Source organism: Terrabacter aeriphilus (assembly GCF_039542985.1).
GTDB lineage: Bacteria > Actinomycetota > Actinomycetes > Actinomycetales > Dermatophilaceae > Terrabacter > Terrabacter aeriphilus.
Genome location: NZ_BAABIW010000011.1, coordinates 63083 through 89469 on the forward strand (window position 1 = coordinate 63083; position 26387 = coordinate 89469).

Genomic DNA, 26387 nt, shown 5'->3' on the forward strand with positions numbered 1-26387 from the left:
GGAAGGGGTTCCGTATGCCGTCCGCCGTCCGTGTCATCCTGCCCGGCATGCTGCGCGACCTCGTCGGCGGGGTGAGCGAGATCGAGGTGGAGTCGCCCGCCGAGTCGCAGACCGTCGCCGAGCTGCTCGACCGCGCGTTCGCCGAGCACCGCATCCTCGACGGCAAGGTGCGCGACGAGCGCGGCCAGATCCGCCGCCACGTCAAGGTGTTCGTCAACGGTGAGGACGCGACGCGCGGGGACGGGGTGGGGGCCGACGTGCCGGCCGGCGCGCGCGTCCACATCATCAACGCCGTCTCGGGCGGCTGACCACCGCACGAGCGCATCGGACTCCTGCCGAGTTGGCTGCCCGGAAGGGGGCGGGTGGCTACGTGCTGCGCGCGGGCGGTCGGCCTTCGCGAGCGTGGGTCCGGTGCAGCGGTCAGGAGCGGTCGTGGAGGGTGACGTGGTAGCCGTCCGGGTCCGCGAAGGTGAAGGTCAGGCCGAACGGGCCGTCGACCGGTGGGGAGACGATGGTGCGACCGTCGGCGACCATCGCGTCGTGGATGGCCTGGACGTCGGTCGCGAGGAGCCAGACCGCGGTGCCGAGGCCGGGCCGGGCCACGGACGCGAGGTCGGTGCCCGGAACGACCTCGCGGAGCGCGAAGGCGACGGGGGACGTTTCGAAGACGACGGCGTGCGGTGGCCCGGCCGGTGAGCGCACCAGGCCGAGGTACTGCTCGTAGAACGCCCGGGAGGCGTCGAGGTCGGTGGCTTGCAGGGAGATGAAGTCGGGTCCGGTGACCGGCATGGCTGGCTCCTGGCGAGAGTGCGAATGTCAGTTTTCTGACACCAACTACTATGTCAGAATGCTGACATGAGTCAAGACGGTGCGGGCATCGATCTCGAGACGTCGCTGGGCTACCTGCTGAAAGAGGCATCGAGCGCGCTGCGGGCCGCGATGGAGGAGGTGCTGCGTCCGCTCGGGATGAGCGTCACCCACTACTCGTGCCTCGAGCTGCTGGCCCAGCGCCCGGGCCTGTCGAACTCCGAGCTGGCCCGGGGGGCCTTCGTGACCCGCCAGTCGATGAACGTGCTCCTGCAGGCCCTCGAACGCGACGGCTACGTGACGAGGCCCACGTCCGCTCCCGTCGGGAGGGCTCTCCCGACCCGACTCACGCCGCGCGGACGACGAAGCCTCGAGGCGGCGACCGCTGCGGTCCGGTCCGTCGAGGTCAGGATGCTGTCCGGTCTGACCGACATCGAGCAGGCCGATGCCCTGCGCATCCTCCGCGGCATGGTCGCCGCTCTGCGCGACACCGGCTCCGGCTGAGCGGCGAGCACCACCCACCGCCCGTGCGTCCGGGCGCGCCCGGCGAGCCGGATCAGTCGGCCTCGGCGCCGAGGGCGAGCGGGAACCTCGCCACGAGGGTCGTGCCGCCTTCGGGGAGCGAGGTGAGCAGCAGGGTGCCGCCGAGCGTGCGCAGGGTGTCCTCGAGGAGGCGCAGCCCGAGGTGTCCCTCGGCGACCGCGGCGTCGAGACCCCCCTCGCCGATCCCGCGGCCGTCGTCGCGCACCTCGACGCAGACGCGCTCGCCCTCGACCGTGCCGACGACCTGCACGGCCTGCGCGTGGGCGTGCTTCGTGACGTTGCGCAGGCCCTCGCGAACGACCCGGTAGGTCAGGCGCGCCACCGCGACGTCACCGTCGATCCCGGGGTCGAGGCGAACGTCGACCCCGGTCCCCGACTGGCGCAGCCGCTCGGCCAGCTCCTCGACCGCGACGGTCAGGCCGCCGCGCTCGAGGTCCGCGGGGTAGAGGTCGGTGAGCAGGTGCCTGACGCCGACCATCCCGCGGGCGAGGTCGGCCTGGGCCCGGTCGAGCACCTCGCGGGCGCCGGTGGCCTCAGCGGGCACGGCCGCGGCGACGGTGGGCAGCGAGTAGCGCAGGCCGATGATGTCCTGCACGATGCCGTCGTGGAGGTCCTCGGCGATCCGCCGGCGCTCGAGGTCCGAGGCCGACAGGGCGTGCCGCACCATCGCCTCGCGCTCGGCGAGCCCGCGGTCGACGCGGCGGGCGAGGGAGAGCGCGAGCGGCAGCAGCGTGGCGGCCAGCACGAGCAGGGCGCCGAGCCCGAGCCCGGTGAACCGCCAACGGATGTCGCCGACGTCCTGCTGGATGCGCTCGGTCGGCCAGTAGGCCTCGAAGACGAGCGGGCTGCCGTCGTCGGCGTGGAAGCCGACGTAGACCTCGATGAGGCGCCCGTCGCCGCGCTCCTGGGCGTTCTCCGCCTTGTCGAGCTCCGACACCTCGGCCGTGACGGACGTCGTGCCGAAGAGGGACGCCACGTCCTCGTCGAGCTCGTAGCTCGAGCCGTTCACTGCCGGCTCGTCGGACCAGACGACGCGGCCCGTCTGGGTCCAGATCTTCATGTGGGTGATGGAGCCGTCGGCCATCCGTGACCGCATGAACCGGGCCAGCGTGGCCGTGGCGTCGGGCTCCTGCCGCAGCACGCGGGCGTCGACGAGCGGAGCCACGACGGCCGTCGCGTATGCCGTGCTGCGCGAGGACGCCTCGCGCACCGCGAGCTGCTCGGCCAGCGGCTGCGACAGCAGCACGGTGGCTGCTGCGGCGAGCGCGAGGGCCGTGAGGCTGGCCACCACGAAGCGGATCGTGGCGTGGCGGAGCACGGATGACGACCGCTCGGTGGCTGTGGTCAAGGTCGGGCTCCAGGTCAGTGGTCGGCGTCGAGTCGGATCAGCCTACGGCGCAAGGCGATCACGACCGCCTCGAGCTGGCTGTGCGCGTCGAGCTTGACGAGCAGGCTCTTGACGTGGCCGCGGGTGGTGGAGACGGAGATGCCGAGGCGACGCGCGATCGCCGTGGGGTCGCGCCCCTGGGCCAGCAGCTCGAGCACCTCCATCTCGCGGGCTGTGAGCAGCGGGTCGGGCTCGCGCCCCGACGGCCCGGCCCCCATCAGCCGGCGGAGCAGCACCGGGTGGACGGCGAACCCGTCGCGCGGCACGCTCCGCACGGTCGTGATGAGCTCGGCGAGCGCCTCGCCCTTCGGCAGGACGGCGCACGCGCCGGCCTCCGCCGCCCGGGCGAGCAGCGCGTGGTCGACGTGGGCGGTGAGCACGACGACGCGCAGCTCGGGCCGGCGCGCCACGAGGCGCTGCGTCAGCTCGATGCCGTCGCCGTCCTCGAGTCGCACGTCCATGACGACGGCGTCCGGCACGAGGGTGGCCACGAGCTGCTCGGCCTCCACGGAGCCGTGCGCCGTGCCGACGCATTCCATGTCCGGCTCGCCCGAGACGGCGAGCGACAGGGCGTCGGCGACCGTGCGGTGGTCGTCGACGACCACCACCCGCAGCAGAGCTGACGACACGAAGCCCCCTCCGTCGTCCGGGCACGCACCCCCTGCGGCCCTCGGCCAGTATCACGTCCCGGCGGTCCACGTGGGCGGAAAACGGCACCGAAAACTGGGTGGTCCCCACCCCCTCGGTGGGACATCCGTCGCGCGGACGCCCGACGGAGCATGGAAGCAGTCTCTGAGGGGGGATCGTCATGGGTGTGTTGTCGCGTCGGGCGCCGTGGATGAGCGTGCGGGTGTGTGGGGGTCTGCAGGTCACGACGGCCCGGGCCGTGCTGGGTCCGCGCGACCTCGGCGGGGGCAAGGCCCGGCAGGTGCTGATCGCCCTGCTCGTCGAGGGCGGCACGCCGGTGTCGAAGACGCGTCTCATCGAGATGCTCTGGGGCGACGAGCCACCCGCGGGCGCGCTCAGCACGCTCGAGGCATACGTCAGCGTGCTGCGGAAGCGGCTCGCGATCGCGGAGCCGGGCCTCCGGCCGGTGCTCACCGTGCCGGGCGGCTACCGCTGGGACGTCGACGTGGTGCCGGTCGACCTCGTGGAGTTCGGCCGGCACGTCGCCGCGGCCCGCGAGGCCGGCGCCGTCGGGTGCTGCCCGCTCACCGACTACCGCACCGCCATCGACCTCGTCGAGGCCCCGCTGCTGCCCGACGACGTCGACCTGCCCTGGCTGCGCGACCGGGCGCACGTGCACGCCGCGCGGGTGCTCCAGGTGCTCGTCGAGGCCGGGCGCGCCGCGATCGCGGCCGGTGACCTCGAGCGGTCGGAGGCGTGGGCACGGCGGGCGCTCGAGCTCGACCCGCTCCTCGAGTCGGCCTGGGTCGTGCTGCTCGAGACGCTCGAACGCCGGGGTCAGGAGGCCGAGGCGCTGCGCGAGTACGACGCGTGCCGCACGCTGCTCGCGGCCGAGCTCGGCTGCGAGCCCGGCCCCCGCCTCCGGGGCGTCTTCGAGCGGCTGCTCGTGGCGACCTCCTGCGCCGCCGACGGCGGGCTCGGCGAGCTCCTCGAGGCCGTCGTCCGGCTGCACCTGGCCCTGCTCGACGGGCGCGGCACACGACCGTATGCCGTCGACGGGGTCGCGGACTCAGGTCGGCGGGGCGGCGCCGAGGACGCGCAGCCGCCCGTCGTGGGTCAGGGGACGAGCCTCAGCGAGGACTGCCGACGGCTCCGCGAGCTGGTGCGCGCCGTGGCGGGGCCCGCGGAGCGCGGGCTGACCCGCTTCACCCCCATGGCCACCAGCGCGTGAGCACGCGGCCCCGCACCGCGTCGAGGGGCACCGGGCCGAGCGTGCGGGAGTCGACGGAGCGGTCCCGGTCGTCACCGAGCACGAAGACCTCACCCTGCGGCACGGTCACGGGGCCGAAGTAGGTGCCGTCGACCGACTCGAGGTCCACCCACGGCTCGTCCACGGGACTGCCGTTGACGACGAGCGACCCGTCCTCGAGGGCCACGGAGTCGCCCGACAGGGCGACCGCACGCTTGACGAGCCACTCGCCCTCGAGGCTCGCGCGCGGGGGCCCCTCGGCGGCCGACGGTTGACGTCGCTCCCACGCCGTGCCGTCGACGACGACGACGTCGCCGCGGTGGACGTCCCCGCTGAACGGGGCCCGCAGCACGAGCACCCGGTCGTCCGGGCGCAGCGTCGGCGTCATCGACTCCGACGTGACCTGCACGGGCTCGACGACGAGGCGGCTCGTGAGCAGGACGGCGCCGAGGAGCCCGATCGCGAGCACCCGTCGACGCCGGGACGGACCCGGCCGTCGGGAGTCCCCGGGGGGAGGGGACCCGACGGCCGGGCCCGCGACCTGGGAGGCCTCGTTCACGAGGCCTGCGCCACGGCCCGCAGCACGACGGCACAGCCGGCGACCGCGAGCAGCAGGTTCGTCAGCACCCGGCGCCGGTCAGCAGGGAGCAGACCGACGAGCACGACGAGCAGTCCGAGCTCGGCGACGAGGCAGAGCAGGTCGAGGGGACCGACCGGCTCCGCGGACGACGACCCAGGTGATCCCGGGATGACAGGCATCCCGTTGCCCACTCCCTGGGGGACGGGGAGTGGCGTGTGGTGGCTCGTGGCGAGCTCGACGTGGCCGGGCACCGGGAGCCCGACGGTGCGGGACACGACGTAGAGGAGCACGAGGCCGGCGGTGCCCAGCACGGCGAGGGGGGCCAGGCGCCGCAGCCGGTCGCGCCAGAGCGCGACGGCGAGGCCGAGCTGGAGGACCCCGGCGCCGAGCAGGAACACCCCGGCCGGGGCCCACCCGGCGAAGTGCTCGGGCGCGACGCCGACGTGGATCGCCCCGGCGACCGCGGCGGCAGCACCAGCCCACCGCAGGGTCGCCCGTCCGTGGAGTCCGTGGCCCGCTCCCGCTCCGGACGGGGTTGCCGGGGCGGGCGCGGGCCCGAGCCCGACGGAGTCGTGGGCGCCGGTCGACAGGGTGTCCATGGGCCGGCCCTCAGATCTCGTCGGTCTCGGGCAGGCTCTTGCACGGGTCGCTCAGGGGGTCCGACTCCTCGTCGGCGCGCACCTCGAACTGGCTCATCATGTCGTGGTCCTCGTGGACGAGGTTGTGGCAGTGGATCATGTACTTGCCGCGGCCCTCGAAGCGCATGACGACGCGCACGAGCTCGTTCTCGCCGACGTAGACGACGTCCTTCGGACCCAGCTCGTGGGGCATCGGCGGCTTGCCGTTGCGGTCGAGCACCCGGAAGTCGACGAGGTGGATGTGCACGGGGTGGAACCAGCCACCCGAGGCGTTGCGGATCTCCCACACCTCCACGTCGCCCTCACGCGGGTCGCCCTCGACGAGCGAGAACCCGCTGCGCACGACGTCGTCCCAGGTGTGCCCGTTGATCGTCCACATGCTGTTCTTGCGCACGAGGTCGAGGCGCCGGGTGCGCACGGCGTCGGCCGCCGTGAGCGCCATGACGGGGTTCGTCGGGTTGAGCTGGTCCGGCACGGTGTTGTCGGCCGGGTCGAAGTCGTCGGCGACGACGTCGAACGCCATGACCTTGTTCGTGTTGGTGTAGTCGACGTTGTTCTTCGGGCTCGTGTTGTTCAGCACCACCCGGCGACCGACGGGGTAGCGGCTGAAGTCGATGACGACCTCGTAGCGCTCGGCCATGCCCTGCCGGAAGGACCTCACCCGCTGCGGCGCCGGCATGAGGCCGCCGTCCGTGCCGATGACGATGAGCGGCTCGCCGGAGTCGAGCGACCACTGGTAGGAGCGTGACACCGACGCGTTGAGCAGCCGGAAGCGGTACTTGCGGCGGGCCACCTTCATCACCGGCCACGGCACCCCGTTGACGAGGATGACGTCGCCGTACATGCCGGACTCGTCGTGGTTGTCCCAGAACAGCGAGCCGTCGGTGGCGAACATCGCGTCGCCCACGACGAGCGGGATGTCGTAGGCGCCGTGGGGGATCGGCAGCGAGGCCTCGAGCGGGTCGCTCAGCAGGTACTGCGCCGCGAGGCCCATCTGGACGTTCTCGGCCGTGTGGTGCAGGCCGTGGTCGTGGTACCAGAGCGTCCGGGCCGTGGGGGTGTTCGGGTAGACGTAGTCCTTGTACTGGCCCGGGTTGGTGATGTCGCTGGCGTAGCCGTCGTACTCGGGCGCCGACGGGGAGCCGTGCAGGTGCACCGAGGTCCACGGCGTGTACGAGAGCACCGGGTGCTTGGCCGGGAGGTTGTTCACCTGGCGCATGACGGTGCGCCGGCCCTGCTCGACCCGGACGGTGGGGCCGGGGACGATCCCGTTGTAGCCCCACAGCGGCGTCTTGAGACCGGGGACGACGTCGGCCATGACCGGCTTCATGTAGACCTTGTAGTAGTCCGTCGTGGCATCGACCCGGGTCGGGGTCAGCACCGGGGGCACGCGGAACGGCAGCGTGAACGGCTTCGGCAGACGGCTCGCGGCGAGTCGCGTCTGCGCCGTCGTGCCGGCGCGCACCGTGCGCTCGAGCGGCAGGGCCAGCGCGGCGCCTCCGACGACGCCCAGCTTCATCAGGTCTCGGCGAGACAGGCTCATGGCTACCTCCTGGTCATGGGCACGGGTCCATGGAAGCCGTCCGACCTTGCAAAGACCTTGGGGTCGCCGCGGACGGGAGCCAAGGTTTCCCCAAGGCCGCCTCGCGACGCTGGCACCCGCGTCCCTCGCAGGCGCACGTCATCCGGCATCAACGTGAGAAGGCAGCCATGAGACGTCCCACTGCTGCGGCACTCGCCGCCGTCGTCCTCCTCCCGGCCGTCGCGGCCGTCACCGCGTCGGCCGCCATCGTGGGCGGCACGCCGGGCCCCGGCCTCGCCCAGGTCGGTCCGGTCAACGCCACCGACGGCTACCCGGTCTGGTACAAGGACAAGAACGGGCTGCGCCTCGAACGGTGCGTGGACCTCGCCGACCCGCGGTGCCCGGCCCGCGGCGCGGTTCCCGACGAGACGGCCCCGCTCAGCTTTCCCGACAACTACCCCGACGAGAGCTTCTACGCGATGGCGGCGGCCAACCTCAACACCGCCAACGCCGGCAAGGCGCTCGTCGACATCGCCCTCGAGGGCGCTTTCGCCGCAGGGCCGCCCGTCGACGGCGACCAGATCGTCTTCGCGCGCCTGCGGATCAAGATCACGAACGCGCGGGACGGCGTCGACTACCGCGTCACCACACCCGTCGGCACCAAGACGGTGCGCACCGACAAGCCCGGCCTCGTCTTCGACACCGAGGACATCGGGATCGGCGGGCAGGGCGACTTCACCGGCGCGCTCGCCGGCCGCATCGGGCCCTTCCTCACGTGGTCGACGTTCGGCGACCGCTCCGACCCCGCGCTGGCGTCCGACGCCTACATCGGCGACGGCGTCACGCCGCACGCGGTGAAGGGAAGTCCCTACGGCACCAACGTCTTCCGGATCGAGGGCCCGGGTATCAACCCGTCCGCGGCAGACGCGTGCCCCACCGTCGGCGGGCCGGTCTCCGACTGCGTCGAGACCGCGCTCTTCACGGTGCAGGGCAAGGTGGCGACGACCGCCGGCGTGACGGCCGAGCGGGCGACGTATGCCCGTTCCTCCGGCAGCGCGGGCGTGATCGACGTCTTCGCGTCCTCCGAGCCCGGTGACGTGCAGGCCATCGAGGTCGCGGACGTGACGCCGGGCGCCGGCGCGGCCTTCGACCCCACCGACCTCCCCGGTGCGGCCGGGCACTACTTCGCGCGGGTCGACGTCGGCTCGGTCCTGCCGCGGCAGCTGCAGGTCTCGAACGTCGGTGACGTGCCACCGTCACGACGCACCGTCCGCGTCGCGGACCGCGTCTCGGGCGAGGCCGTCTACGACACCGACCACCGCCGCCTCACGGTGACGGCCGGGTCGAGCGACACCGCCGACCCGCCCGCCCTCACGGTCGCGGGCTGGGGGGCGATGTCAGCCGGCTCGCTCGTCGTCGATGACCTGCCGGCGCCGCCGCCCAGCGTCACCGTGACGTCGGCCGCCGGCGGTTCGCTCGTGCTGCCCGTCACCGTCGACGGGGGCGCGCGTGCCCCGATCCCGGTCGTGGCGCAGGCCGGCCCCGACCAGGTCGTCCAGGCCGGCCAGACGGTGCGGCTCGACGGGTCGGCCTCGCGCGGACCGGTCGCGACCTACGCGTGGACGTCGCCGGACGGCATCTCGGTCGTCGACCCCGACCGGGCGCAGGCCTCCTTCACGGCGCCCGCGGCCGCGGGCGACTACGTCCTCTCCCTCACGGTCACCGGTCGCAGCGGGTCCTCGACAGCCACGCTCACCGTCACCGTGCTGCCGCCCGCCCCGGAGGTCGTCGCGGACGCCGGCCCCGCGCAGACGGTCCAGCGCGGCACCCGGGTCACCCTCGACGGATCCCGGTCGGTCGGTGCGGCCACGTACGCCTGGCGCCAGGTCGCCGGCCCCGGTGACCCGGTCGTGACGATGGCGGGTGCCGACTCGGCCCGGCCGTCGTTCACCTTCCCGTTCTACGCCTACCCGGCGACCAACGGTCCGCTCACCTTCGAGCTGACGGTGCGGGACGTCTCCGGCGCGAGCACACGCACGGCCCAGGTGGTCGTGACGCCGACGGCGGACGTCGTCCGGATCACGACCGCTCGCTACACCGGCGGCAAGTGGCGCGTGGACGGCACGAGCTCGGTGGCGGGCGGCCAGAACGTCGTGGCCCACCTCGGTTCGCTCGCCGGCCCGGTCGTCGGCCGCTCGGTCGTCGACCCGACGGGGGCCTTCTCCGTGAGGCCCGCGACCGGACCGGTGGCGACGGCGGGATCCGTGGTCGTCGTCGAGTCGCCCCTGGGCGGGGTGACCGCCCCGTTCACCGTGGCGCTCAAGTGACAGCGGGGGTGCCGGGCGGGCTCGACCCGCCCGGCGCCCCTCCGTCAGGCCCCGACGCCGAGCAGGATCGGCAGCACGGTGCGCTCCAGCTCCCCGACGCTGAGCGAACGCGGCTCGACGAGGCGTTGCGTCATCGACCCGTGGGCCAGCGCGATGGCGGCGCGGACGAAGAGCTCGGTCGGGATGGGGAGCGTGAGCCCCTGACCGGCCAGTGCCTCGTCGACGACGAGGACGAGCTCGTCGCGCACCCGCCGCTGCTGCGCCGCCCACGCCCGTCGCGCGTCGGCGTCACGGATCGCGTGCAGGGTGAACTCCGTCGTGAGCACGAGCCAGCGCTCCTTGCTGCGGCTGTCGTCGGCGAGGGCGGCGAGGACGTCGCGCAGCACCTCCTCCGCGCTCGCGTGCTCGCGCTCGCTCGCACGACGGATCCGGTCGACGAGGGCCTCGGAGTGCCGTCGGGAGAGCTCCACCACGAGGTCGTCCTTCGAGGTGAAGTTCGAGTAGAAGGCGCCGCGCGTGAAGCCCGCGCGGTCGCAGATGTCCTCGACCGAGGCACCGTGGAAGCCGCGCTCCGCGAACACCTCGCTCGCGGCGGCGAGGACGCGGTCGCGCGTCGCCTGGCGTCGGGGGGTGATCCGGGGCTCGGCCGTCGTGGTCATGCTCACAGGATACGTCTCCGTATTGAATACACAAGTGCATTGGATGCATACTCGTATCGTGAGTCGAACAGAGGTGGACGCCCACCCGGCACCGAGCCCGCGCACCGTGGTCGCCGACGACGTCAGCGTCGCCGGCACCCATGAGCCCTTCGTCGAGCACGTCTCCTTCACGGCCCCGGCCGGGGAGGTCACGGTCGTGCCGACCGACCCGGGCTTCCCACAGGTCGCCCTGGCGCTCGCCCTCGGTGGCCGGGTCGAGCTGCTCCGCGGCAGGGTCGCGGTCGGCGGTGCCTCCGACCTGCCCGAGCTCCAGGCGCGCACCCGCCTCGTCGACGTCGCCGACGTCACCTCGCCCGAAGACAGCATCGCCGTCACGGCCGTCGTCGAGGAGGAGCTGGCGCTCGCCGAGCGCCCGGCCTCGCGGAAGGCGGTGGCGGCCTTCCTCGCCGAGCACGACCTCACGCACCTGGCCTCGCGGCCCTGGGAGCAGCTGCCGGCCGGTGTCCGCACGAGCCTGCTGCTCGAGCTCGGCGCGCTCCACCCCCAGGTGCGCGTGCTCGTGCTCGCCGGGCCCGAGCGGCACGGCGGCGACCACGCGGCCTGGCTCGCGACGTGCGACCGACTGGCCGCCACGGGCCTCGTCGTCATCGTCCTCACCGCCGCCGCCACGGCGGCCGCCCTGCCGGCGGCCCGGATCGCCACGGCGGCCGCCACCCCCGCGGCCGACCTCGGGCCCGAGCCCGACGCCGAGCCCGAGCCTGCACCCGACACCGAGCCGGCCCCGGTGACCGAGCCCGACGACCAGCCCGATGACGAGCCCGATGACGCGCCCGACGACCGTGCTGACGAGCCCGAGCCAGCACCCGGGACCGAGCCGGCCGTCGAGTCCGCGCCCCCTGCCTCCGACCCGCCGGTCGGCACGCCCGAGGGCGAGCCGTCGAACCCCACGAAGGAGCCCTCGGCATGAACCCCGTGCGTCTCGCGGTCGCCGAGCTGCGCCGCCTCACCTCCACCCGCCTCGCCCGCCTCGCCCTCGCGGCCCTCGTGCTCATCCCGACGCTCTACGGCGGGCTCTACCTCTACGCCAACCACGACCCGTACGGCGCCTTCCCGCAGGTGCCCGCCGCCGTCGTCAGCGACGACGCGGGCACGACCCTCAGCACGGGGGAGAGGCTGCGCGTCGGCGGCGACGTCGCCGACCACCTCGTCGAGTCCAAGTCGTTCGACTGGCACCGCGTCTCGCACGAGGAGGCCCTGCGCGGCGTCGACGACGGCACCTTCGCCTTCGCCGTCATCGTGCCGAAGACCTTCTCGGCCGACCTCGCGTCGACCGCCGAGATGAAGCCGCGCCAGGCCACCGTCGTGCTCGAGACGAACGACGCGAACAACTACATGACCTCGTTGATCGGCAACCAGGTCATCAAGCAGGTCACCGCCTCGGTGGCGAGCGAGGTGAGCCAGACGGCGGCGAGCAAGCTGCTCCTCGGCTTCAGCGAGGTGCACGACCAGCTCGTCACCGCCGTCGACGGCTCGGAGAAGCTGCGCGCCGGCGCGGTCAAGGCCGACGCGGGCGCCGGGCAGCTCGCCACCGGTGCCGCCGGCCTCGCCGACGGCCTGGACGACCTCTCCGCGGGCGCCGCCAAGCTCTCGACCGGCATCGGCCGGGCCGCCTCGGGCGCCGACGAGCTCGAGAAGGGGGCGGGTGCCCTCGCGACCGGCCTCGGCACCCTCGAGTCGCGCACGGCCGGCCTGCCCGCCCAGACCGACCGGCTCGCCGACGGCGCGGAGCAGGTCGCCGCGGGCAACCGCACCATCGCCGGCTACGGCGCGAAGGCCGCGACGGCCTCGAGCGACCTCAAGAAGCGCATCGCCGCCGACCGCACCACCTTCCTCGACGCCCTGCGCGCCGAGGGGCTCACCGATGCGCAGCTCGCCGTCGTGCAGACCCGGCTCGACACGATCGACGGCTACGTCGACGGCGCCGACGAGAAGATCCAGTCAGCCGCCGGCGACCTGACGAAGCTCTCGAAGGGCGCCGACCAGGTGGCGACCGGCGCCCGGGCGCTGGCCTCTGCGACGCCGGCGCTCGCGGACGGCATCGCCTCGGCGCACTCGGGGGCCGTGAAGGTCCGCGACGGTGCGTCCGCCCTCTCCTCGGGGCTCGACACCCTCCGCACCGGGGCGACGAAGCTGACGTCCGGGGCGGACCAGGCCGCCGCCGGCGCCGACAAGCTGACGGCGGGGGCGACGTCGCTGACCTCGGGCCTCGACCAGCTGGCCAAGGGCGCGACCGACCTGCACTCCGGGCTCGTCAAGGGGCGCGACTCGATCCCCGACCCGAGCGACGCCGAGCGCAAGGCCATGGCGCAGACCATCGGCAACCCGGTCGGGGTCTCGACGGGATCGCTGTCCTCGGCCGGCTCCTACGGCGCCGGCCTCGCGCCGCTCTTCATGAGCCTCGCCCTCTGGATCGGCGCCTACGTCCTCTTCCTCTTCGTCCGCCCGCTGTCGCCCCGCGCGCTCGCCACGAGCCAGCGCTCGCTCCGCACGGCGCTCGGCGGCTGGCTCGCCCCGACGCTCGTGGGCCTCGTCCAGGTGGCCGCGCTCGTGCTCGTCGTGGGGCGCGGGGTCGACATCAAGATCGCCCACCCGGTGCTGGCGTTCCTCTTCCTCTGCTTCACCTCCATGACGTTCGTGGCGATCCTGCACGCGCTCGCCGCACGCTTCGGCGCGGTCGGCAAGTTCCTCGGCCTCGTCTTCATGGTCGTCCAGCTCGTCAGCGCGGGTGGCACCTTCCCGTGGCAGACGCTGCCCGCGCCGCTCCAGGCGGTCCACCACGTCGTGCCGATGAGCCACGCCGTCGACGGGCTCCGGCGGCTGCTCTACGGCGCCGACCTCGGTCCGGTGCCCTTCTCGCTCGGGGTGCTGGCGGCATACCTCGTCGCCGCGCTCGTGGTGTCGACGATCGCCGCCCGCCGCTCGCGGATGTGGACCCCGAAGCGCATCAAGCCCGCGCTCCAGCTCTGAGGGCCCGGCGCCCGTGCGCGGGGCGTCGGTCCCGGGCTGACAAGCCCGACGGATGCGGGCATGCTCGGTGCCATGAGCACCGCGGCCCGAGAGAAGACGCTCCTCCTCATGCGCCACGCGAAGGCGGAGGAGGGGTTGGGCAAGCCCGACCACGACCGTGAGCTCGCGCCGCGGGGGCGCCGCGACGCCAAGGCGGCCGGGCGGTGGCTGCACGAGCAGGGGCTCGTGCCCGACCTCGTCATCTGCTCGACCGCGCAGCGCACGCGGCAGACGTGGGAGGAGGTCTGCCGCGGTGGCCTGCACACCGAGTTCGTCGAGTACCGCCGCAGCGTCTACCTCGGCGGCTCGGAGCAGACGCTCGAGACGATCCGCGAGGACGCGGGTGAGACGAGCACGGTGCTGCTCGTCGGGCACAACCCGACGATGGCGCAGCTGACGAGCCTGCTCACCGACGGGGAGGGGTCGCGCGACGCCCACGAGGCGCTCGGGCACGGCTTCGTCACCTCCGGCCTCGCCGTGCTGTCGTATGCCGGCAGCTGGGCCGACCTCGACCTCGGCACCTGCGCGCTCACCCGCTTCCACGTCAGCCGGGGGCAGGGCGGCTGACGGCGCGCGCGTTCAGCGCATGAGATGTGGTGTCCACCCAGCGGACACGGTTCTATGCTGCTGGGCATGACGCAGACGCCTGACATCAAGCCCCGCAGCCGCGACGTCACCGACGGTCTCGAGAAGACCGCCGCGCGGGGGATGCTCCGGGCCGTCGGCCTCGGCGACGACGACTTCGCCAAGCCGCAGATCGGCGTCGCGAGCTCGTGGAACGAGATCACGCCCTGCAACCTCTCGCTCGACCGGCTCGCCAAGGCCGTCAAGGACGGCGTGCACGCCGGCGGCGGCTACCCGCTCGAGTTCGGCACCATCTCGGTCTCCGACGGCATCTCGATGGGTCACGAGGGCATGCACTTCAGCCTCGTCTCCCGCGAGATCATCGCCGACTCGGTCGAGACCGTCATGAACGCCGAGCGCCTCGACGGCTCGGTGCTGCTCGCCGGCTGTGACAAGTCGCTGCCGGGCATGCTGATGGCCGCCGCGCGCCTCGACCTCGCGTCGGTGTTCCTCTACGCCGGCACCATCCTCCCGGGCGTCGCCAAGCTCTCCGACGGCACCGAGAAGGAGGTCACGATCATCGACGCCTTCGAGGCCGTCGGGGCGTGCAACGCCGGCCTCATGTCGCGCGAGGACGTCGACGCCATCGAGCGCGCCATCTGCCCGGGCGAGGGCGCCTGCGGCGGCATGTACACGGCGAACACGATGGCCACCGTCGGTGAGGCGATGGGCATGTCGCTGCCCGGCTCGGCCGCGCCGCCGGCCACCGACCGCCGCCGCGACATGTACGCCCGCAAGTCGGGTGAGGCCGTCGTGGGCCTGCTGCGCAAGGGGATCACGGCGCGCGACATCATGACGAAGGAGGCGTTCGAGAACGCCATCGCCGTCGTCATGGCCTTCGGTGGCTCGACGAACGCCGTGCTGCACCTGCTCGCCATCGCGCACGAGGCCGAGGTCGACCTCACCATCGGCGACTTCCAGCGCATCGGCAAGAAGGTGCCGCACCTGGCCGACGTCAAGCCGTTCGGCGCCTTCGTCATGAAGGACATCGACCACATCGGCGGCATCCCCGTCGTGCTCAAGTCGCTGCTCGACGCCGACCTGCTGCACGGCGACTGCCTCACCGTCACCGGCCGGACGATGGCCGAGAACCTCGAGGAGATCAACCCGCCGCACATCGACGGCCGGGTCATCCGACAGATGTCGCAGCCGATCCACAAGACCGGCGGCCTCACGATCCTCACCGGCTCGCTCGCGCCCGAGGGCGCCGTCGTCAAGACGGCCGGCTTCGACGACGAGGTCTTCGAGGGCACCGCCCGCGTCTTCGACGGCGAGCGCGCCGCCATGGACGCCGTCGAGGCGGGCTCGCTCGCGAAGAAGGACGTCGTCGTCATCCGCTACGAGGGCCCCAAGGGCGGTCCGGGCATGCGCGAGATGCTCGCCGTCACCGGCGCCATCAAGGGTGCCGGCCTCGGCAAGGACGTCCTGCTGCTCACCGACGGCCGGTTCTCCGGCGGCACGACCGGCCTCTGCGTCGGCCACGTCGCGCCCGAGGCCGTCGACGAGGGCCCGATCGCGTTCGTGCGCGACGGCGACACGATCCGCCTCGACGTCGCGAACGCCACGCTCGACGTGCTCGTCGACGACGAGGAGATGGCGCGCCGCCGCGCCGAGGGCGTCACGCACCCCGAGCCGAAGTACACCCGTGGCGTGCTCGCGAAGTACCGCAAGCTCGTCGGCAGCGCCAGCGGCGGGGCCGTCTGCGACTGACGCCCACCCCCGAGCAGGGGGCGTATGCGTTCAGCGCGGGTCGTCGCGGTAGGCGCGGGGCGTGCGGCCGGTGGCCTCGCGGAAGCGGCGGATGAGGTGGCGCTCGTCGCTGAAGCCCGTCGCGGCCGCGACGTCGCGCACCGCGAGCCCCGTGTGCACGAGCAGCTCGGTGGCGGCGTCGAGGCGTCGGGCGGCTCGGTAGGCGTAGGGGCTGGTGCCGGTCTCGGCGCGGAAGCGCCGGCGCCACGTCTCGTAGGGCAGGCCGACCTCGCCGGCCACCTCCCGCAGGTCGAGCGGCTCGGCGAGGTCGCCGGCGAGCAGGTCGGTGGACCGGTCCACCCAGTCGGCGACCCGGAGCGGCGCGCTGGGGGAGCGCGGCGGTCGAACGGTCGCGAGGGCCTCGAGGACCAGGGCGAGCAGCCCGAGCGCCTCGGCGTCGCTCGCGTCGAGGGTCGACGGGCGACGGCGCGCGCCGAGGGCCGCGAGGCGGTGGCTCCACCGGGCGACGGGGAGCCCGTGGACGAGCGGGCGTCCGGGGCCGAGCGCGCCGCGGCGGCGGGCGAGCTCGAAGACCGGCCCGTCGAAGACGACGAAGTGCTCGTCCCACCCGCCGCGGTCGGGGCCGTACCAGTGCGGGTGGCCGGGACGGACGAGCACGAGGCTGCCCGACCGCAGGGCCTCGTCGTGGTCGGCGTCGCGGTAGCGGCCGGTGCCGGCCGTCACGAACGTCAGCCCCCACGTCGGGTGTCGTCGCACGGTGCCCGGCGGCAGCCCGCCGCCACCGGTGATCCGCCCGGCGACGAGCACCTGGCCGAGCCGGGCCGGTCGTGGGTGCGTTCGGTCGACTCCCATGACGGGATCCAACCAGAACGTTCCCCTCTCACCAGCACGTTCCGGGTCACCGACGTCGCCCGGTGATGTGCTCGGACCGCGACGGCCGCACCGGCCGTTCACGATCCACGGAGGACGACCCACGCATGAGCACCGACCTGCTGCCCGAGCTGGCCACGGCATACCCCCTCTCCGCCGACGACGTCGCGGCCTACCGCGATCGCGGCCACGTGCGGCTGCGCGGGGTCGCGTCACCCGACGAGGCGGCGGCCTACCGGAAGCCGGTGGCGGCGGCCGTGGAGCGGCTGACGACGGAGAGCCGGCCGCTGGCCGAGCGCGACACCTACGGCATGGCCTTCCTGCAGGTGATGAACCTCTGGCGCCACGACGAGGCCGTGGCGCGCTTCGTGCAGGCCCGGAGGTTCGCCGGGGTCGCGGCACGGCTGCTCGGCGTGCCGCGCGTGCGGCTCTACCACGACCAGGCGCTCTTCAAGGAGCCCGGCGGCGGCTACACCCCGTGGCACCAGGACGCGATGTACTGGCCGCTCGACGGCGCGAGGTGCCTGACGATGTGGATGCCGCTCGTCGACATCACGCCCGCGCACGGGGGGCTCGCGTTCGCGACGGGCAGCCACGTCGACGGGGCCCTCAGCGACATCGGCATCTCGGACGCCTCGGCCGAGCACTTCGACCGCGTCGTGGCCGAGCGCGGCCTCGCGGTCGACGAGCCCGTCGCGATGCGCGCCGGAGACGCCTCGTTCCACTCCGGCTGGACCGTGCACCGGGCCCTCGGCAACACCGCGGCCCAGATGCGTGAGGTGATGACGGTGATCTGGTTCGCCGACGGCCTCACGGTGCAGGAGCCCGCGAACCCGGCCCAGGGCAACGACCTGGCCTCGTGGCTGCCCGGGCTCGCGCCCGGTGACCTCGCGGCGTCGGACGTGAACCCCGCGCTCAGCCCGCCGGACGGCCCTCCGCACGGGTCTTGATGCCGGCGGACTCGAGCGCGAGGTAGCGCTCGGTGAGCGAGCGGTAGGCCCGCCCGACGATCGAACCGACGGGACCCTCCTGGACGATCGACAGCACGACCCGGCAGGAGCGCGGCCCGGTCGGCTCGACGAGGTGACGCGCCGTCGTGCGCGAGCCGGGCCGGGTCGCCTCCCACGTGAAGTCGTGGCCCTCGGTGAGCGCCGTGACCGTCCACACGGTCGTCGGGATGCGCGGCTGGTCGACGCGCGCCCGCGATCCCGTGCGCAGCCCGCCGTCGAGCAGGGTGACGGACCGCACCGAGGCCGTCCACTCGGGCCAGCGCTCGACGTCGTGCAGCACGGCCCAGACCTGCGCGGCGGGGGCGTCGACGTCGATCTCGACGAGCTGCTCCACGGTCGTGCTCAGCGCGCGCCGGCCGGGGCTGTCGCGGGCGCGGGGTCGCGCGCGGCCCCGGGGGCGGGTGTCACGTCGGCGGCCCAGTGGCGCCACACCGACGTCACCTGCATGCCGACCTTCTCGTAGAGGCCGAGGGCGCCCGTCCGGGAGTCGGTCGAGAGCTCCGAGCGCTCGCCGCCGTGCACCCGTGCCACCTCGAAGGCGTCGACGAGCAGGGCCCGGGCCAGTCCCCGGCCACGCTCGTCGCGCCGCACGGCCAGCTTGTCGACGTAGGCGCAGCCGCTCGAGACGACGACGAACGCCATCCCGACGACGGCGCCCGCCGGGTCGACCATGAGGCGCAGCTGCCACGGCTCGTAGCCCGGTCGGCGTGTGACGGTCGCCGACCACTCCTCGAAGCTCGAGCGCTCGCGCTCCGACCACTCGAGGAAGGCGTCCTCGTTGACGGTCCAGGTCGCCTCGAGGTCGGCCTGGTCGCGCGGCTCCCGGATGCCGTAGCCCTCCGGCACGGGTTGCGGCGCGATCGCCTGCCCGGCCGGCAGCTCGAGCACCCACGAGGTCCAGAGCGTGCGGTAGCCGAGGGCCTCGAGGAGTCGCTCGCCCGCGGAGCCGCCCGGCACCGGCTGGCCGACGATGCTGCCACCGTCGCGGGCGCCGACGCGACGGGTCCAGTGGGACAAGGCGGTCCCGATGCCGCGGCCGCGGTGGTCCGGGTGGACGGCGGCGTCGACCCAGCGGCCCTTGAAGACCTCGGCGTAGGCGACGAGCCGGCCGTCGGCGAGCACCCCGACGCTCTGCGTGGCGAGGTCGAAGCCCGGCCGCTGCCAGTCGCCCACGATGTCGGCCTCCTCGATGAGCACCTCTCCGACGTCGTGGTGCTCGCACGCGGCCATGAGGGCCGTGACGTCGGCCGCGTCTTGCGCGGAGAGGGGGCGCGTCGTGAGTCCGGTCGCGGTGGCCGGCAGGTGGAGCGCCTCGACGGGGACGGGCGAGCCGGTCGGGTCGGCGGGCGCGGGGCTCGGAGCGGTCATGACCTCAGTGTCCTGAGCGGGGCGGGGCCCGACAAGCGACTTTCGAGGGTGACAGTGGGTGAGATCACGAGGTCACATGCTGAGACGGCCCAGAGGGCCGATTGACACCCGTGGGGCCGCGTAGGACGGTTGTCACGTGGCCCGACTCCTCGTACTTGCCTAGCGCGCCGACCAGCCCGAACGGTCAGCGCGCCCCCTTCCGTCCCCACGGGACCGAAGGGTTTTTTTGTGGGTCGAGTCGGCCCGGCCCGGCAGGACAACGCAGTGCTCGAGACAAGGAATCAACCGTGAGCGACACGACGAAGCAGGCTCCTTCGCCCGCCGACGTGGCCTCCCTGGCGCGTCCCCGACCCGCCGCCGAGGCCAAGCCGGCAGAGGTGGTCATCGAGACCCTCGAGGTCACCGGAGCCCAGTCGCTCGTCCTCTCCCTCGAGGCCATCGGCTGCGACACCGTCTTCGGCATCCCCGGTGGCGCGATCCTGCCGGCCTACGACCCCATGCTCGACTCCAAGAAGGTCCGCCACATCCTCGTGCGCCACGAGCAGGGCGCCGGTCACGCGGCCGAGGGCTACGCCGCCGCGACGGGCAAGGTCGGCGTGTGCATGGCCACCTCGGGGCCCGGCGCGACGAACCTCGTGACCCCGCTCGCCGACGCGCACATGGACTCCGTGCCGGTCGTGGCGATCACCGGGCAGGTGGCGAGCGCCGCCATCGGCACGGACGCCTTCCAGGAGGCCGACATCCGCGGCATCACGATGCCGATCACGAAGCACAACTACCTCGTCACCGACCCGGCGCGCATCCCGCAGGCGATCGCCGAGGCCTTCCACGTGGCCAGCACCGGACGCCCCGGGCCGGTCCTCGTCGACATCAGCAAGGACGCGCTGCAGGCGACGACGACGTTCTCGTGGCCCCCGCCCATCGACCTGCCGGGGTACCGACCGGTGCTGCGGCCCCACGGCAAGCAGATCCGCGAGGCCGCGCGCCTCATGGCCGAGGCGAAGCAGCCGATCTTCTACGTCGGCGGCGGCGTCGTGCGCGCCCGGGCGAGCGACCGCCTGCGCCGACTCGTCGAGCTGACCGGCATCCCCGTCGTCACGACCCTGATGGCCCGAGGAACGGTGCCCGACAGCGAACCGCTCAACCTCGGCATGCCCGGCATGCACGGCACCGTCGCGGCCGTGACGGGCCTGCAGAAGTCCGACCTCATCATCGCGCTCGGGGCCCGGTTCGACGACCGCGTCACGGGCCAGCTGTCGACGTTCGCCCCGCACGCCAAGGTGATCCACGCCGACATCGACCCTGCGGAGATCTCGAAGAACCGCATCGCCGACGTGCCGATCGTCGGTGACGTGGGCGAGGTCATCCACGACCTCATCGAGCAGATCACGCTCGACCGTGCGACCGCCGACGAGGCCGACGGGGCCGACGCGCGCTGGGACTACGACGCCTGGCGCGAGCGGGTCGCGGACTGGAAGCGCACCTTCCCGCTGGGTTGGACCGACAGCGAGGACGGCACGCTCTCACCGCAGTACGTCATCGAGCGGATCGGCGCGCTCTCGGGGCCGGAGGCGACCTACGTCGCCGGCGTGGGCCAGCACCAGATGTGGGCGGCGCAGTTCGTGCAGTACGAACGACCCAACGCGTGGATCAACTCCGGGGGACTCGGCACCATGGGCTACTCGGTGCCGGCGGCCATGGGCGCCAAGGTCGCCGAGCCCGACCGCACCGTCTGGGCCATCGACGGCGACGGCTGCTTCCAGATGACGAACCAGGAGCTCGCCACCTGCGTCATCAACAACATCCCGATCAAGGTCGCGATCATCAACAACAGCTCGCTCGGCATGGTGCGCCAGTGGCAGACGCTCTTCTACAACGAGCGCTACTCCAACACCAACCTCCAGCCGCTCGAGCAGCGGGTGCCCGACTTCGTCAAGCTCGCCGACGCCTACGGCGCCCTCGGCCTGCGCGCGGAGACCCCGGAGGAGGTCGACGCCGTCATCCGGCAGGCGCTCGAGACGAACGACCGACCCGTCGTCATCGACTTCATCGTCCACCGCGACGCCATGGTGTGGCCGATGGTGCCGGCCGGCGTCAGCAACGACAAGATCCAGGCTGCGCGCCACGAGGCGCCGGTCTGGGAGCGGGAGGACTGAGCATGAGCAAGCACACCCTGTCGGTGCTCGTGGAGGACAAGCCCGGCGTGCTGACGCGCGTCGCCGCGCTCTTCTCGCGGCGTGGCTTCAACATCAACTCGCTCGCGGTCGGACCGACCGAGCTGCCCGACATCTCCCGCATCACGGTCGTCGTCGAGGTCGAGGGCTCGGCCCTCGAGCAGGTGACCAAGCAGCTGAACAAGCTCATCGAGGTGCTCAAGGTCGTCGAGCTCGACCCGCACGCCTCGGTGCAGCGCGAGATCCTCCTCGTCAAGGTGCGCGCCGACCCGGCGACGCGCAGCCAGGTCATCGACACGATCCAGCTCTTCAAGGCCAAGGTCGTCGACGTGACGACCGACGCGATCGTCATCGAGGCCACCGGCACCACCGACAAGCTGCGCGCCCTCCTCGACGTCCTCGAGCCGTTCGGCATCAAGGAGCTCGTCCAGTCCGGCATGGTCGCCGTCGGGCGCGGATCGCGCTCGATCACCGACCGCAGCCTCCGCAGCGCCTGACCGATCCCCCCGGCCACACACAGACCCACTGCACACCGCAACCGAAGGAGAAGGCCACCATGGCCGAGATGTTCTACGACGACGACGCCGACCTGTCGATCATCCAGGGCAAGAAGGTCGCCGTCATCGGCTACGGCAGCCAGGGCCACGCCCACGCGCTCAACCTGCGCGACTCCGGCGTCGACGTGCGCGTCGGCCTCGCCGAGGGCAGCAAGAGCCGCGCCAAGGCCGAGGCCGAGGGGCTCGCGGTGTCGAGCGTCGCCGACGCGGTCAAGGAGGCCGACCTCGTCGTCATCCTGACGCCCGACCAGGTGCAGCGGACCGTCTACGCGAACGACATCAAGCCGAACCTCAAGGACGGCGCAGCCCTCCTCTTCGGGCACGGCTTCAACATCCGCTTCGGCTACATCCAGCCCGAGTCCGACGCGGACGTCCTCATGGTCGCCCCGAAGGGTCCGGGACACATCGTGCGCCGGGAGTTCGTCGACGGCCGTGGGGTGCCCGTGCTGCTGGCCGTCGAGCAGGATGCCTCGGGCACGGCCTGGGACCTCGCCAAGGCCTATGGCAAGGCGATCGGCGGACTGCGCGCCGGCGGCATCAAGACGACCTTCACGGAGGAGACGGAGACCGACCTCTTCGGCGAGCAGGCCGTGCTCTGCGGTGGCGCGAGCCAGCTCGTCATGTACGGCTTCGAGACGCTCGTCGAGGCGGGCTACCAGCCCGAGGTCGCCTACTTCGAGTGCCTGCACGAGCTCAAGCTCATCGTCGACCTCATGATCGAGGGCGGCATCGCCAAGCAGCGCTGGTCGGTCTCCGACACGGCGGAGTACGGCGACTACGTCTCCGGCCCGCGCGTCATCGACCCGCACGTCAAGGAGAACATGAAGGCGGTGCTCGGCGACATCCAGAACGGCGCCTTCGCCAAGCGTTTCATCGACGACCAGGACGCCGGCGCACCGGAGTTCACCGCCCTGCGCGAGAAGGGTGCCCAGCACCCGATCGAGGGCACGGGCCGCGAGCTGCGCCAGCTGATGGCCTGGGTCAAGCAGACCGACTCCGACTACGTCGAGGGCAGCGCGGCTCGCTGAGCCCGTCCCCCCACGCCGTGGCGGCCGGTGTCCCGATCGGGACACCGGCCGCCCGCGCGTGCGGCGCCGGGCCCGCGACGCGCCCGCGCTGGGCCCGCGACGCGCCCGCCCGGCGACCGGCCCGCCCCGCCGGGGCCGTGGCCCTAGACTCGCCGACGGCGCCCGACGCGCCCCCGGCGAGCCACGCCACCCAGGCGCGGACCGCCCCTCGCGAGGAGGGAGACCCGCCCGTGCGCAAGCCCGTCGTCGTCATCGCCGAGGAGCTCTCCCCGGCAACGCTCGAGGCCCTGGGGCCCGACTTCGAGGTCCGCGCGGTCGACGGCGCTGACCGTGCGGCGCTGCTGCCCGCGCTCGCGGACGCCGATGCGCTCCTCATCCGCTCGGCCACGCAGGTCGACGCCGAGGCGCTCGCCGCCGCACCCCGCCTGCGGGTCGTCGCCCGCGCCGGTGTCGGGCTCGACAACGTCGACGTCGAGGCGGCCACACGGGCCGGCGTCATGGTGGTCAACGCGCCGACGTCGAACATCACCTCGGCGGCCGAGCTCGCGATCGGGCTCATCCTCGCCAGCGCCCGCAACATCGCCGCCGCGAACCAGTCGCTCAAGGCGGGGGAGTGGCGGCGCAGCGCCTACGCCGGCGTCGAGCTGCTCGACAAGACCCTGGGCGTCGTCGGCCTCGGCCGCATCGGTGCCCTCGTCGCCGAGCGCCTCCGGGCCTTCGGCATGACGGTGATCGCCTACGACCCGTATGCGGCGCCGGCCCGGGCGGGCCAGCTCGGTGCCCGGCTCGTCGGCCTCGACGAGCTGCTCGAGCGCTCCGACTTCATCACGGTGCACCTGCCGCGCACCCCGGAGACCGTCGGCCTCATCGGCGAGGAGGCGCTCGCGCGGGTCAAGCCGACGGTGCGCATCGTCAACGCGGCGCGCGGCGGCATCGTCGACGAGGACGCGCTCGAGCGCGCGATCGCCGAGGGGCGCGTGGCGGGCGCGGGCCTCGACGTCTTCGCGACGGAGCCGACGACCCGCTCCCCGCTCTTCGCACACGAGTCCGTCGTCGTCACCCCGCACCTCGGGGCCTCGACCGTGGAGGCGCAGGAGAAGGCCGGCCTCGCGGTGGCGCGCTCGGTGCGGCTCGCGCTGGGTGGCGAGCTGGTGCCGGATGCCGTCAACGTCAGCACCGGGGGCATCGCCGAGGAGGCCCGACCGGGCATCCCGCTCGTCGAGAAGCTCGGCCGGGTCTTCACGGCGCTCGCGGGCGCCGTGCCGGCCCAGCTCGACGTCGACGTCCGGGGTGAGGTCACCGCCCACGACGTCGACGTGTGGAAGCTCGTCGCCCTCAAGGGACTGTTCACCGACGTCGTCGAGGACCCCGTCACCTACGTCAACGCACCGGCGCTGGCCGAGCAGCGCGGCTGCGTCGTGCGACTCGTCACCGACCCCGACGGCGGCGACTTCCGCAGCGTCATCACGCTGCGCGGCACCCTCGCCGACGGCACGGTCGTCTCGGTCTCCGGCACGCTCACCGGGCCCAAGGGCGTCGAGAAGCTCGTGGGGGTCTCGGGCTACGACCTCGAGGTGCCGCTCTCGGAGCACATGCTCGTCTTCGAGTACTCCGACCGGCCCGGCGTCATCGGCGGCGTCGGCCGGCTGCTCGGCGACGCCGACATCAACATCGGGGGCATGCAGGTCTCGCGGCAGCGCGACCGCGCCATCGGCGTCATCAACGTCGACAGTGCGGTGCCGGCGGCCCTCGCGGCCCGGCTCGCGCAGGTCGTCGAGGCCCGCACCTTCTCGGTGGTCGACCTGCGCGACTGAGCCGCCCGCATACGGGCGGGGCTGCTCAGGGGGTCGCGCGGGCCTTCTCGTCGCGTGGGTCGGAGCGCTCGTCCGCGCGCTTGCCGTCGCCCTTCTCGTCGGGCCCCTTCCCGCCGTCACGCTCCTCGTCGTCGTCCGACTCCGGCTCGAGGCGGGCGAGCTCGGGGAGCAGCTCGTGCCGCTTGCTGAACGTGTCGACGATGGCGAGGGCGACGGCCGCGACCGGGATGCCGATGAGCGCCCCGATCGGCCCGAAGAGCGCGGCGCCCGCGATGACCGAACCGAGCGCGACGGCGGGGTGCACGTCCATGGTGCGCCGGCTGATGCGCGGCGTGAAGACGTAGTTCTCGATCTGCTGGTAGACGGTCGCGAAGATCGCGATCCACAGCGCGCTGAGCGGGCGCTCGAGCACGGCGAAGAGCGCGGGCAGCGCCACGCCGATGTAGGTCCCGATCGTCGGGATGAACTGGCCGACGATGCCGGCGAAGATGCCGAGCGGCAGCCAGAAGGGCACGTCGATGAACCAGAAGAACGCGACGTGGAAGACGGCGGAGAGCGCCGCGAGCACGAGCTTGGAGACGACGTAGCCGCCGGTCTTCTCGACCGAGATGGTCCAGACGGTCACGAAGACGCGCTGGTAGCGCTGCGGCAACCACGAGCCGATCGTCTGGCGCAGCCGCGGGCTGTCAGCGGAGAAGTAGTAGGCGAAGACGAGGATCGTCAGGCTGTCGAAGAGGAACGTGACGACCGAGCCGAAGATCCCGATGATGCCGCCGCCGTACTTGCCGGCGAGCTCGCCGAGCTTGTCGGGAGTGAGGCTGAGCGCCTGCTGGATCTGGGAGATGTCGAAGGTCGTGCCGAAGCTCGAGTTGACCCAGTCGATGGCCGAGGTGACGGCTCCGGGCAGCTGCGAGCCGAGCTGCGAGAGCTGCGAGACGAAGACCTGGCCGAAGAGCTCGCCCAGCCCCGCGAACACGAGCAGCATCGCGAGCATGGTGAGGCCGGTGGCGAGCCCGCGCCTGACCCCGTGGCGCACGAGCCAGAGCACGACGGGCTCCATGGCGATGGAGAGCAGCCAGGAGAGCAGCAGGAGGAAGAGGAAGCTGCCCATCGCGTCGAAGGCCCACGACGCGATCGACAGGAGCACGATCGCCGAGACGACGATGAGGGTGACGCGGCGGGCGTTGGCCGGCGTGATCGCGATCCACCGGGCCTGCTCGCCGAACGGCACCCCCGGCATCTCGTGCTGTGCGTGGCGTTCGCGGATGGCCTGGTGCTGGGCGGTGGCGACGTCGGGGGAGGGCTCCGCCGGGTCGCGTCGATCGTCGGCGCTCACCCGACGAGACTACGGCGCGCGCGTCGGGCAGTGGGGGACGCCGGACGGCCGGGTGGCCACGGGGCAGCGGTAGCCACATGGCGGACAGTGCGTCTCACTTCGTGGAAACCCCCTTTACCCAGCAGTAGGCGGGCGTACCGTGAAACGCATGACGCGGCAGGTCGTACTCATTCCGTGCCGCGGCGAGTCCAGGTAGTCAGCGACCTCGCCGCGGAGATCCCGCGCACCTGCTGACCCGGTTCGCCCACCAGGGCTCGAGCCGCCTGAGACCACCATCCGCACGACCGAGAGACGTGATCACCGTGAGCGAAGACGCCAAGGCCGCCCGTCAGGCACTGCAGGAGTCCATGGACCTGCGTGACCAGGGGCACACCGAGGACTGACGCACCGTCCGCCACGACGGCCCCTGCCCGGTCCGGGCGGGGGCCTTCGTCGTCCGCGTTCAGGAAATGAGACACGGATTCCACATCACAAGACGGGTTCTAGGCTGA

24 protein-coding genes are annotated in these 26387 nt (G+C 72.9%); 13 read left to right on the plus strand and 11 right to left on the minus strand.

Annotated features, from left to right (window positions below):
• Positions 1 to 14: 14 nt before the first annotated feature.
• On the plus strand, positions 15 to 308 hold the full coding sequence (locus tag ABD979_RS08190) for a MoaD/ThiS family protein (RefSeq protein WP_345506973.1): 294 nt from the start codon (positions 15 to 17) through the stop codon (positions 306 to 308).
• A gap of 112 nt (positions 309 to 420) precedes the next feature.
• On the opposite strand, the gene ABD979_RS08195 is transcribed toward ABD979_RS08190, so the two are convergent.
• Complete coding sequence (locus ABD979_RS08195) at positions 421 to 789, minus strand: VOC family protein (protein WP_345506974.1); 369 nt, start codon at positions 787 to 789, stop codon at positions 421 to 423.
• A 66-nt stretch (positions 790 to 855) separates the two neighbouring features.
• Between ABD979_RS08195 and ABD979_RS08200 the strand changes: the two genes are divergently transcribed.
• Complete coding sequence (locus tag ABD979_RS08200) at positions 856 to 1311, plus strand: MarR family winged helix-turn-helix transcriptional regulator (RefSeq protein ID WP_345506975.1); 456 nt, start codon at positions 856 to 858, stop codon at positions 1309 to 1311.
• Between the two features lie 52 nt (positions 1312 to 1363).
• Here ABD979_RS08200 and ABD979_RS08205 read toward each other — a convergent pair whose 3' ends face one another.
• A complete protein-coding gene (locus ABD979_RS08205) occupies positions 1364 to 2698 on the minus strand; it encodes a sensor histidine kinase (RefSeq protein ID WP_345506976.1) in 1335 nt (444 codons plus the stop codon).
• A gap of 14 nt (positions 2699 to 2712) precedes the next feature.
• Positions 2713 to 3366, minus strand: coding sequence for a response regulator transcription factor (locus tag ABD979_RS08210; RefSeq protein ID WP_345506977.1), 654 nt, complete (start codon positions 3364 to 3366; stop codon positions 2713 to 2715).
• 179 nt (positions 3367 to 3545) lie between these two features.
• Here ABD979_RS08210 and ABD979_RS08215 point away from each other — a divergent pair, with 179 nt between their 5' ends.
• Entirely contained in the window at positions 3546 to 4595 is a 1050-nt protein-coding gene (locus ABD979_RS08215) for an AfsR/SARP family transcriptional regulator (protein WP_345506978.1), read from the plus strand.
• Here ABD979_RS08215 and lepB read toward each other — a convergent pair.
• The 3 genes from lepB to ABD979_RS08230 form a co-directional block, all read right to left on the minus strand.
• The gene (gene lepB, locus ABD979_RS08220) at positions 4570 to 5082 is read right to left on the minus strand and encodes a signal peptidase I (protein WP_345506979.1); all 513 of its coding nucleotides are present in this window, start codon (positions 5080 to 5082) and stop codon (positions 4570 to 4572) included. The two genes, ABD979_RS08215 and lepB, sit on opposite strands and share 26 nt — an antisense overlap.
• Before the next feature lie 86 nt (positions 5083 to 5168).
• Positions 5169 to 5792 carry a hypothetical protein gene (locus tag ABD979_RS08225; RefSeq protein ID WP_345506980.1) on the minus strand — a complete coding sequence of 208 codons (624 nt, stop codon included), beginning with the start codon at positions 5790 to 5792 and terminating at the stop codon, positions 5169 to 5171.
• Between the two features lie 10 nt (positions 5793 to 5802).
• On the minus strand, positions 5803 to 7374 hold the full coding sequence (locus tag ABD979_RS08230) for a multicopper oxidase family protein (protein ID WP_345506981.1): 1572 nt from the start codon (positions 7372 to 7374) through the stop codon (positions 5803 to 5805).
• A 167-nt stretch (positions 7375 to 7541) separates the two neighbouring features.
• Between ABD979_RS08230 and ABD979_RS08235 the strand changes: the two genes are divergently transcribed.
• On the plus strand, positions 7542 to 9680 hold the full coding sequence (locus ABD979_RS08235; protein WP_345506982.1) for a PKD domain-containing protein: 2139 nt from the start codon (positions 7542 to 7544) through the stop codon (positions 9678 to 9680).
• 44 nt (positions 9681 to 9724) lie between these two features.
• Here ABD979_RS08235 and ABD979_RS08240 read toward each other — a convergent pair whose 3' ends face one another.
• Positions 9725 to 10339 carry a TetR/AcrR family transcriptional regulator gene (locus ABD979_RS08240; protein ID WP_345506983.1) on the minus strand — a complete coding sequence of 205 codons (615 nt, stop codon included), beginning with the start codon at positions 10337 to 10339 and terminating at the stop codon, positions 9725 to 9727.
• Positions 10340 to 10397: 58 nt separating this feature from the next.
• Between ABD979_RS08240 and ABD979_RS08245 the strand changes: the two genes are divergently transcribed.
• From ABD979_RS08245 to ilvD, 4 genes are all read left to right on the plus strand, one after another.
• The gene (locus tag ABD979_RS08245) at positions 10398 to 11306 is read left to right on the plus strand and encodes a hypothetical protein (RefSeq protein ID WP_345506984.1); all 909 of its coding nucleotides are present in this window, start codon (positions 10398 to 10400) and stop codon (positions 11304 to 11306) included.
• Positions 11303 to 13366 carry a YhgE/Pip domain-containing protein gene (locus ABD979_RS08250; protein ID WP_345506985.1) on the plus strand — a complete coding sequence of 688 codons (2064 nt, stop codon included), beginning with the start codon at positions 11303 to 11305 and terminating at the stop codon, positions 13364 to 13366. The genes ABD979_RS08245 and ABD979_RS08250 overlap by 4 nt, the downstream gene beginning before the upstream one ends.
• A gap of 72 nt (positions 13367 to 13438) precedes the next feature.
• On the plus strand, positions 13439 to 13972 hold the full coding sequence (locus tag ABD979_RS08255; RefSeq protein WP_345506986.1) for a SixA phosphatase family protein: 534 nt from the start codon (positions 13439 to 13441) through the stop codon (positions 13970 to 13972).
• Between the two features lie 66 nt (positions 13973 to 14038).
• Positions 14039 to 15739 carry a dihydroxy-acid dehydratase gene (gene ilvD, locus ABD979_RS08260; protein ID WP_345506987.1) on the plus strand — a complete coding sequence of 567 codons (1701 nt, stop codon included), beginning with the start codon at positions 14039 to 14041 and terminating at the stop codon, positions 15737 to 15739.
• A gap of 30 nt (positions 15740 to 15769) precedes the next feature.
• On the opposite strand, the gene ABD979_RS08265 is transcribed toward ilvD, so the two are convergent.
• Entirely contained in the window at positions 15770 to 16591 is an 822-nt protein-coding gene (locus ABD979_RS08265; protein WP_345506988.1) for a helix-turn-helix transcriptional regulator, read from the minus strand.
• Positions 16592 to 16716: 125 nt separating this feature from the next.
• On the opposite strand from ABD979_RS08265, the gene ABD979_RS08270 reads away from it, so the two are divergent.
• Positions 16717 to 17559 carry a phytanoyl-CoA dioxygenase family protein gene (locus ABD979_RS08270; RefSeq protein ID WP_345506989.1) on the plus strand — a complete coding sequence of 281 codons (843 nt, stop codon included), beginning with the start codon at positions 16717 to 16719 and terminating at the stop codon, positions 17557 to 17559.
• Here ABD979_RS08270 and ABD979_RS08275 read toward each other — a convergent pair.
• Both ABD979_RS08275 and ABD979_RS08280 read right to left on the minus strand, forming a co-directional pair.
• Complete coding sequence (locus tag ABD979_RS08275) at positions 17525 to 17953, minus strand: SRPBCC family protein (protein ID WP_345506990.1); 429 nt, start codon at positions 17951 to 17953, stop codon at positions 17525 to 17527. The genes ABD979_RS08270 and ABD979_RS08275 overlap by 35 nt on opposite strands.
• Before the next feature lie 8 nt (positions 17954 to 17961).
• Positions 17962 to 18987, minus strand: a complete 1026-nt coding sequence (locus ABD979_RS08280) for a GNAT family N-acetyltransferase (RefSeq protein ID WP_345506991.1) — start codon at positions 18985 to 18987, stop codon at positions 17962 to 17964.
• Between the two features lie 287 nt (positions 18988 to 19274).
• Here ABD979_RS08280 and ABD979_RS08285 point away from each other — a divergent pair, with 287 nt between their 5' ends.
• The 4 genes from ABD979_RS08285 to serA all read left to right on the plus strand — a co-directional run bounded on the left by ABD979_RS08285 (position 19275) and on the right by serA (position 24560).
• A complete protein-coding gene (locus ABD979_RS08285) occupies positions 19275 to 21143 on the plus strand; it encodes an acetolactate synthase large subunit (protein WP_345506992.1) in 1869 nt (622 codons plus the stop codon).
• 2 nt (positions 21144 to 21145) lie between these two features.
• Complete coding sequence (gene ilvN / locus ABD979_RS08290; protein ID WP_345506993.1) at positions 21146 to 21658, plus strand: acetolactate synthase small subunit; 513 nt, start codon at positions 21146 to 21148, stop codon at positions 21656 to 21658.
• Positions 21659 to 21717: 59 nt separating this feature from the next.
• Positions 21718 to 22746 carry a ketol-acid reductoisomerase gene (ilvC, locus tag ABD979_RS08295; protein ID WP_345506994.1) on the plus strand — a complete coding sequence of 343 codons (1029 nt, stop codon included), beginning with the start codon at positions 21718 to 21720 and terminating at the stop codon, positions 22744 to 22746.
• A gap of 230 nt (positions 22747 to 22976) precedes the next feature.
• Positions 22977 to 24560, plus strand: coding sequence for a phosphoglycerate dehydrogenase (serA, locus tag ABD979_RS08300; RefSeq protein WP_345506995.1), 1584 nt, complete (start codon positions 22977 to 22979; stop codon positions 24558 to 24560).
• A 25-nt stretch (positions 24561 to 24585) separates the two neighbouring features.
• Here serA and ABD979_RS08305 read toward each other — a convergent pair whose 3' ends face one another.
• A complete protein-coding gene (locus ABD979_RS08305; protein ID WP_345506996.1) occupies positions 24586 to 25896 on the minus strand; it encodes an AI-2E family transporter in 1311 nt (436 codons plus the stop codon).
• Positions 25897 to 26387 lie beyond the last annotated feature (491 nt).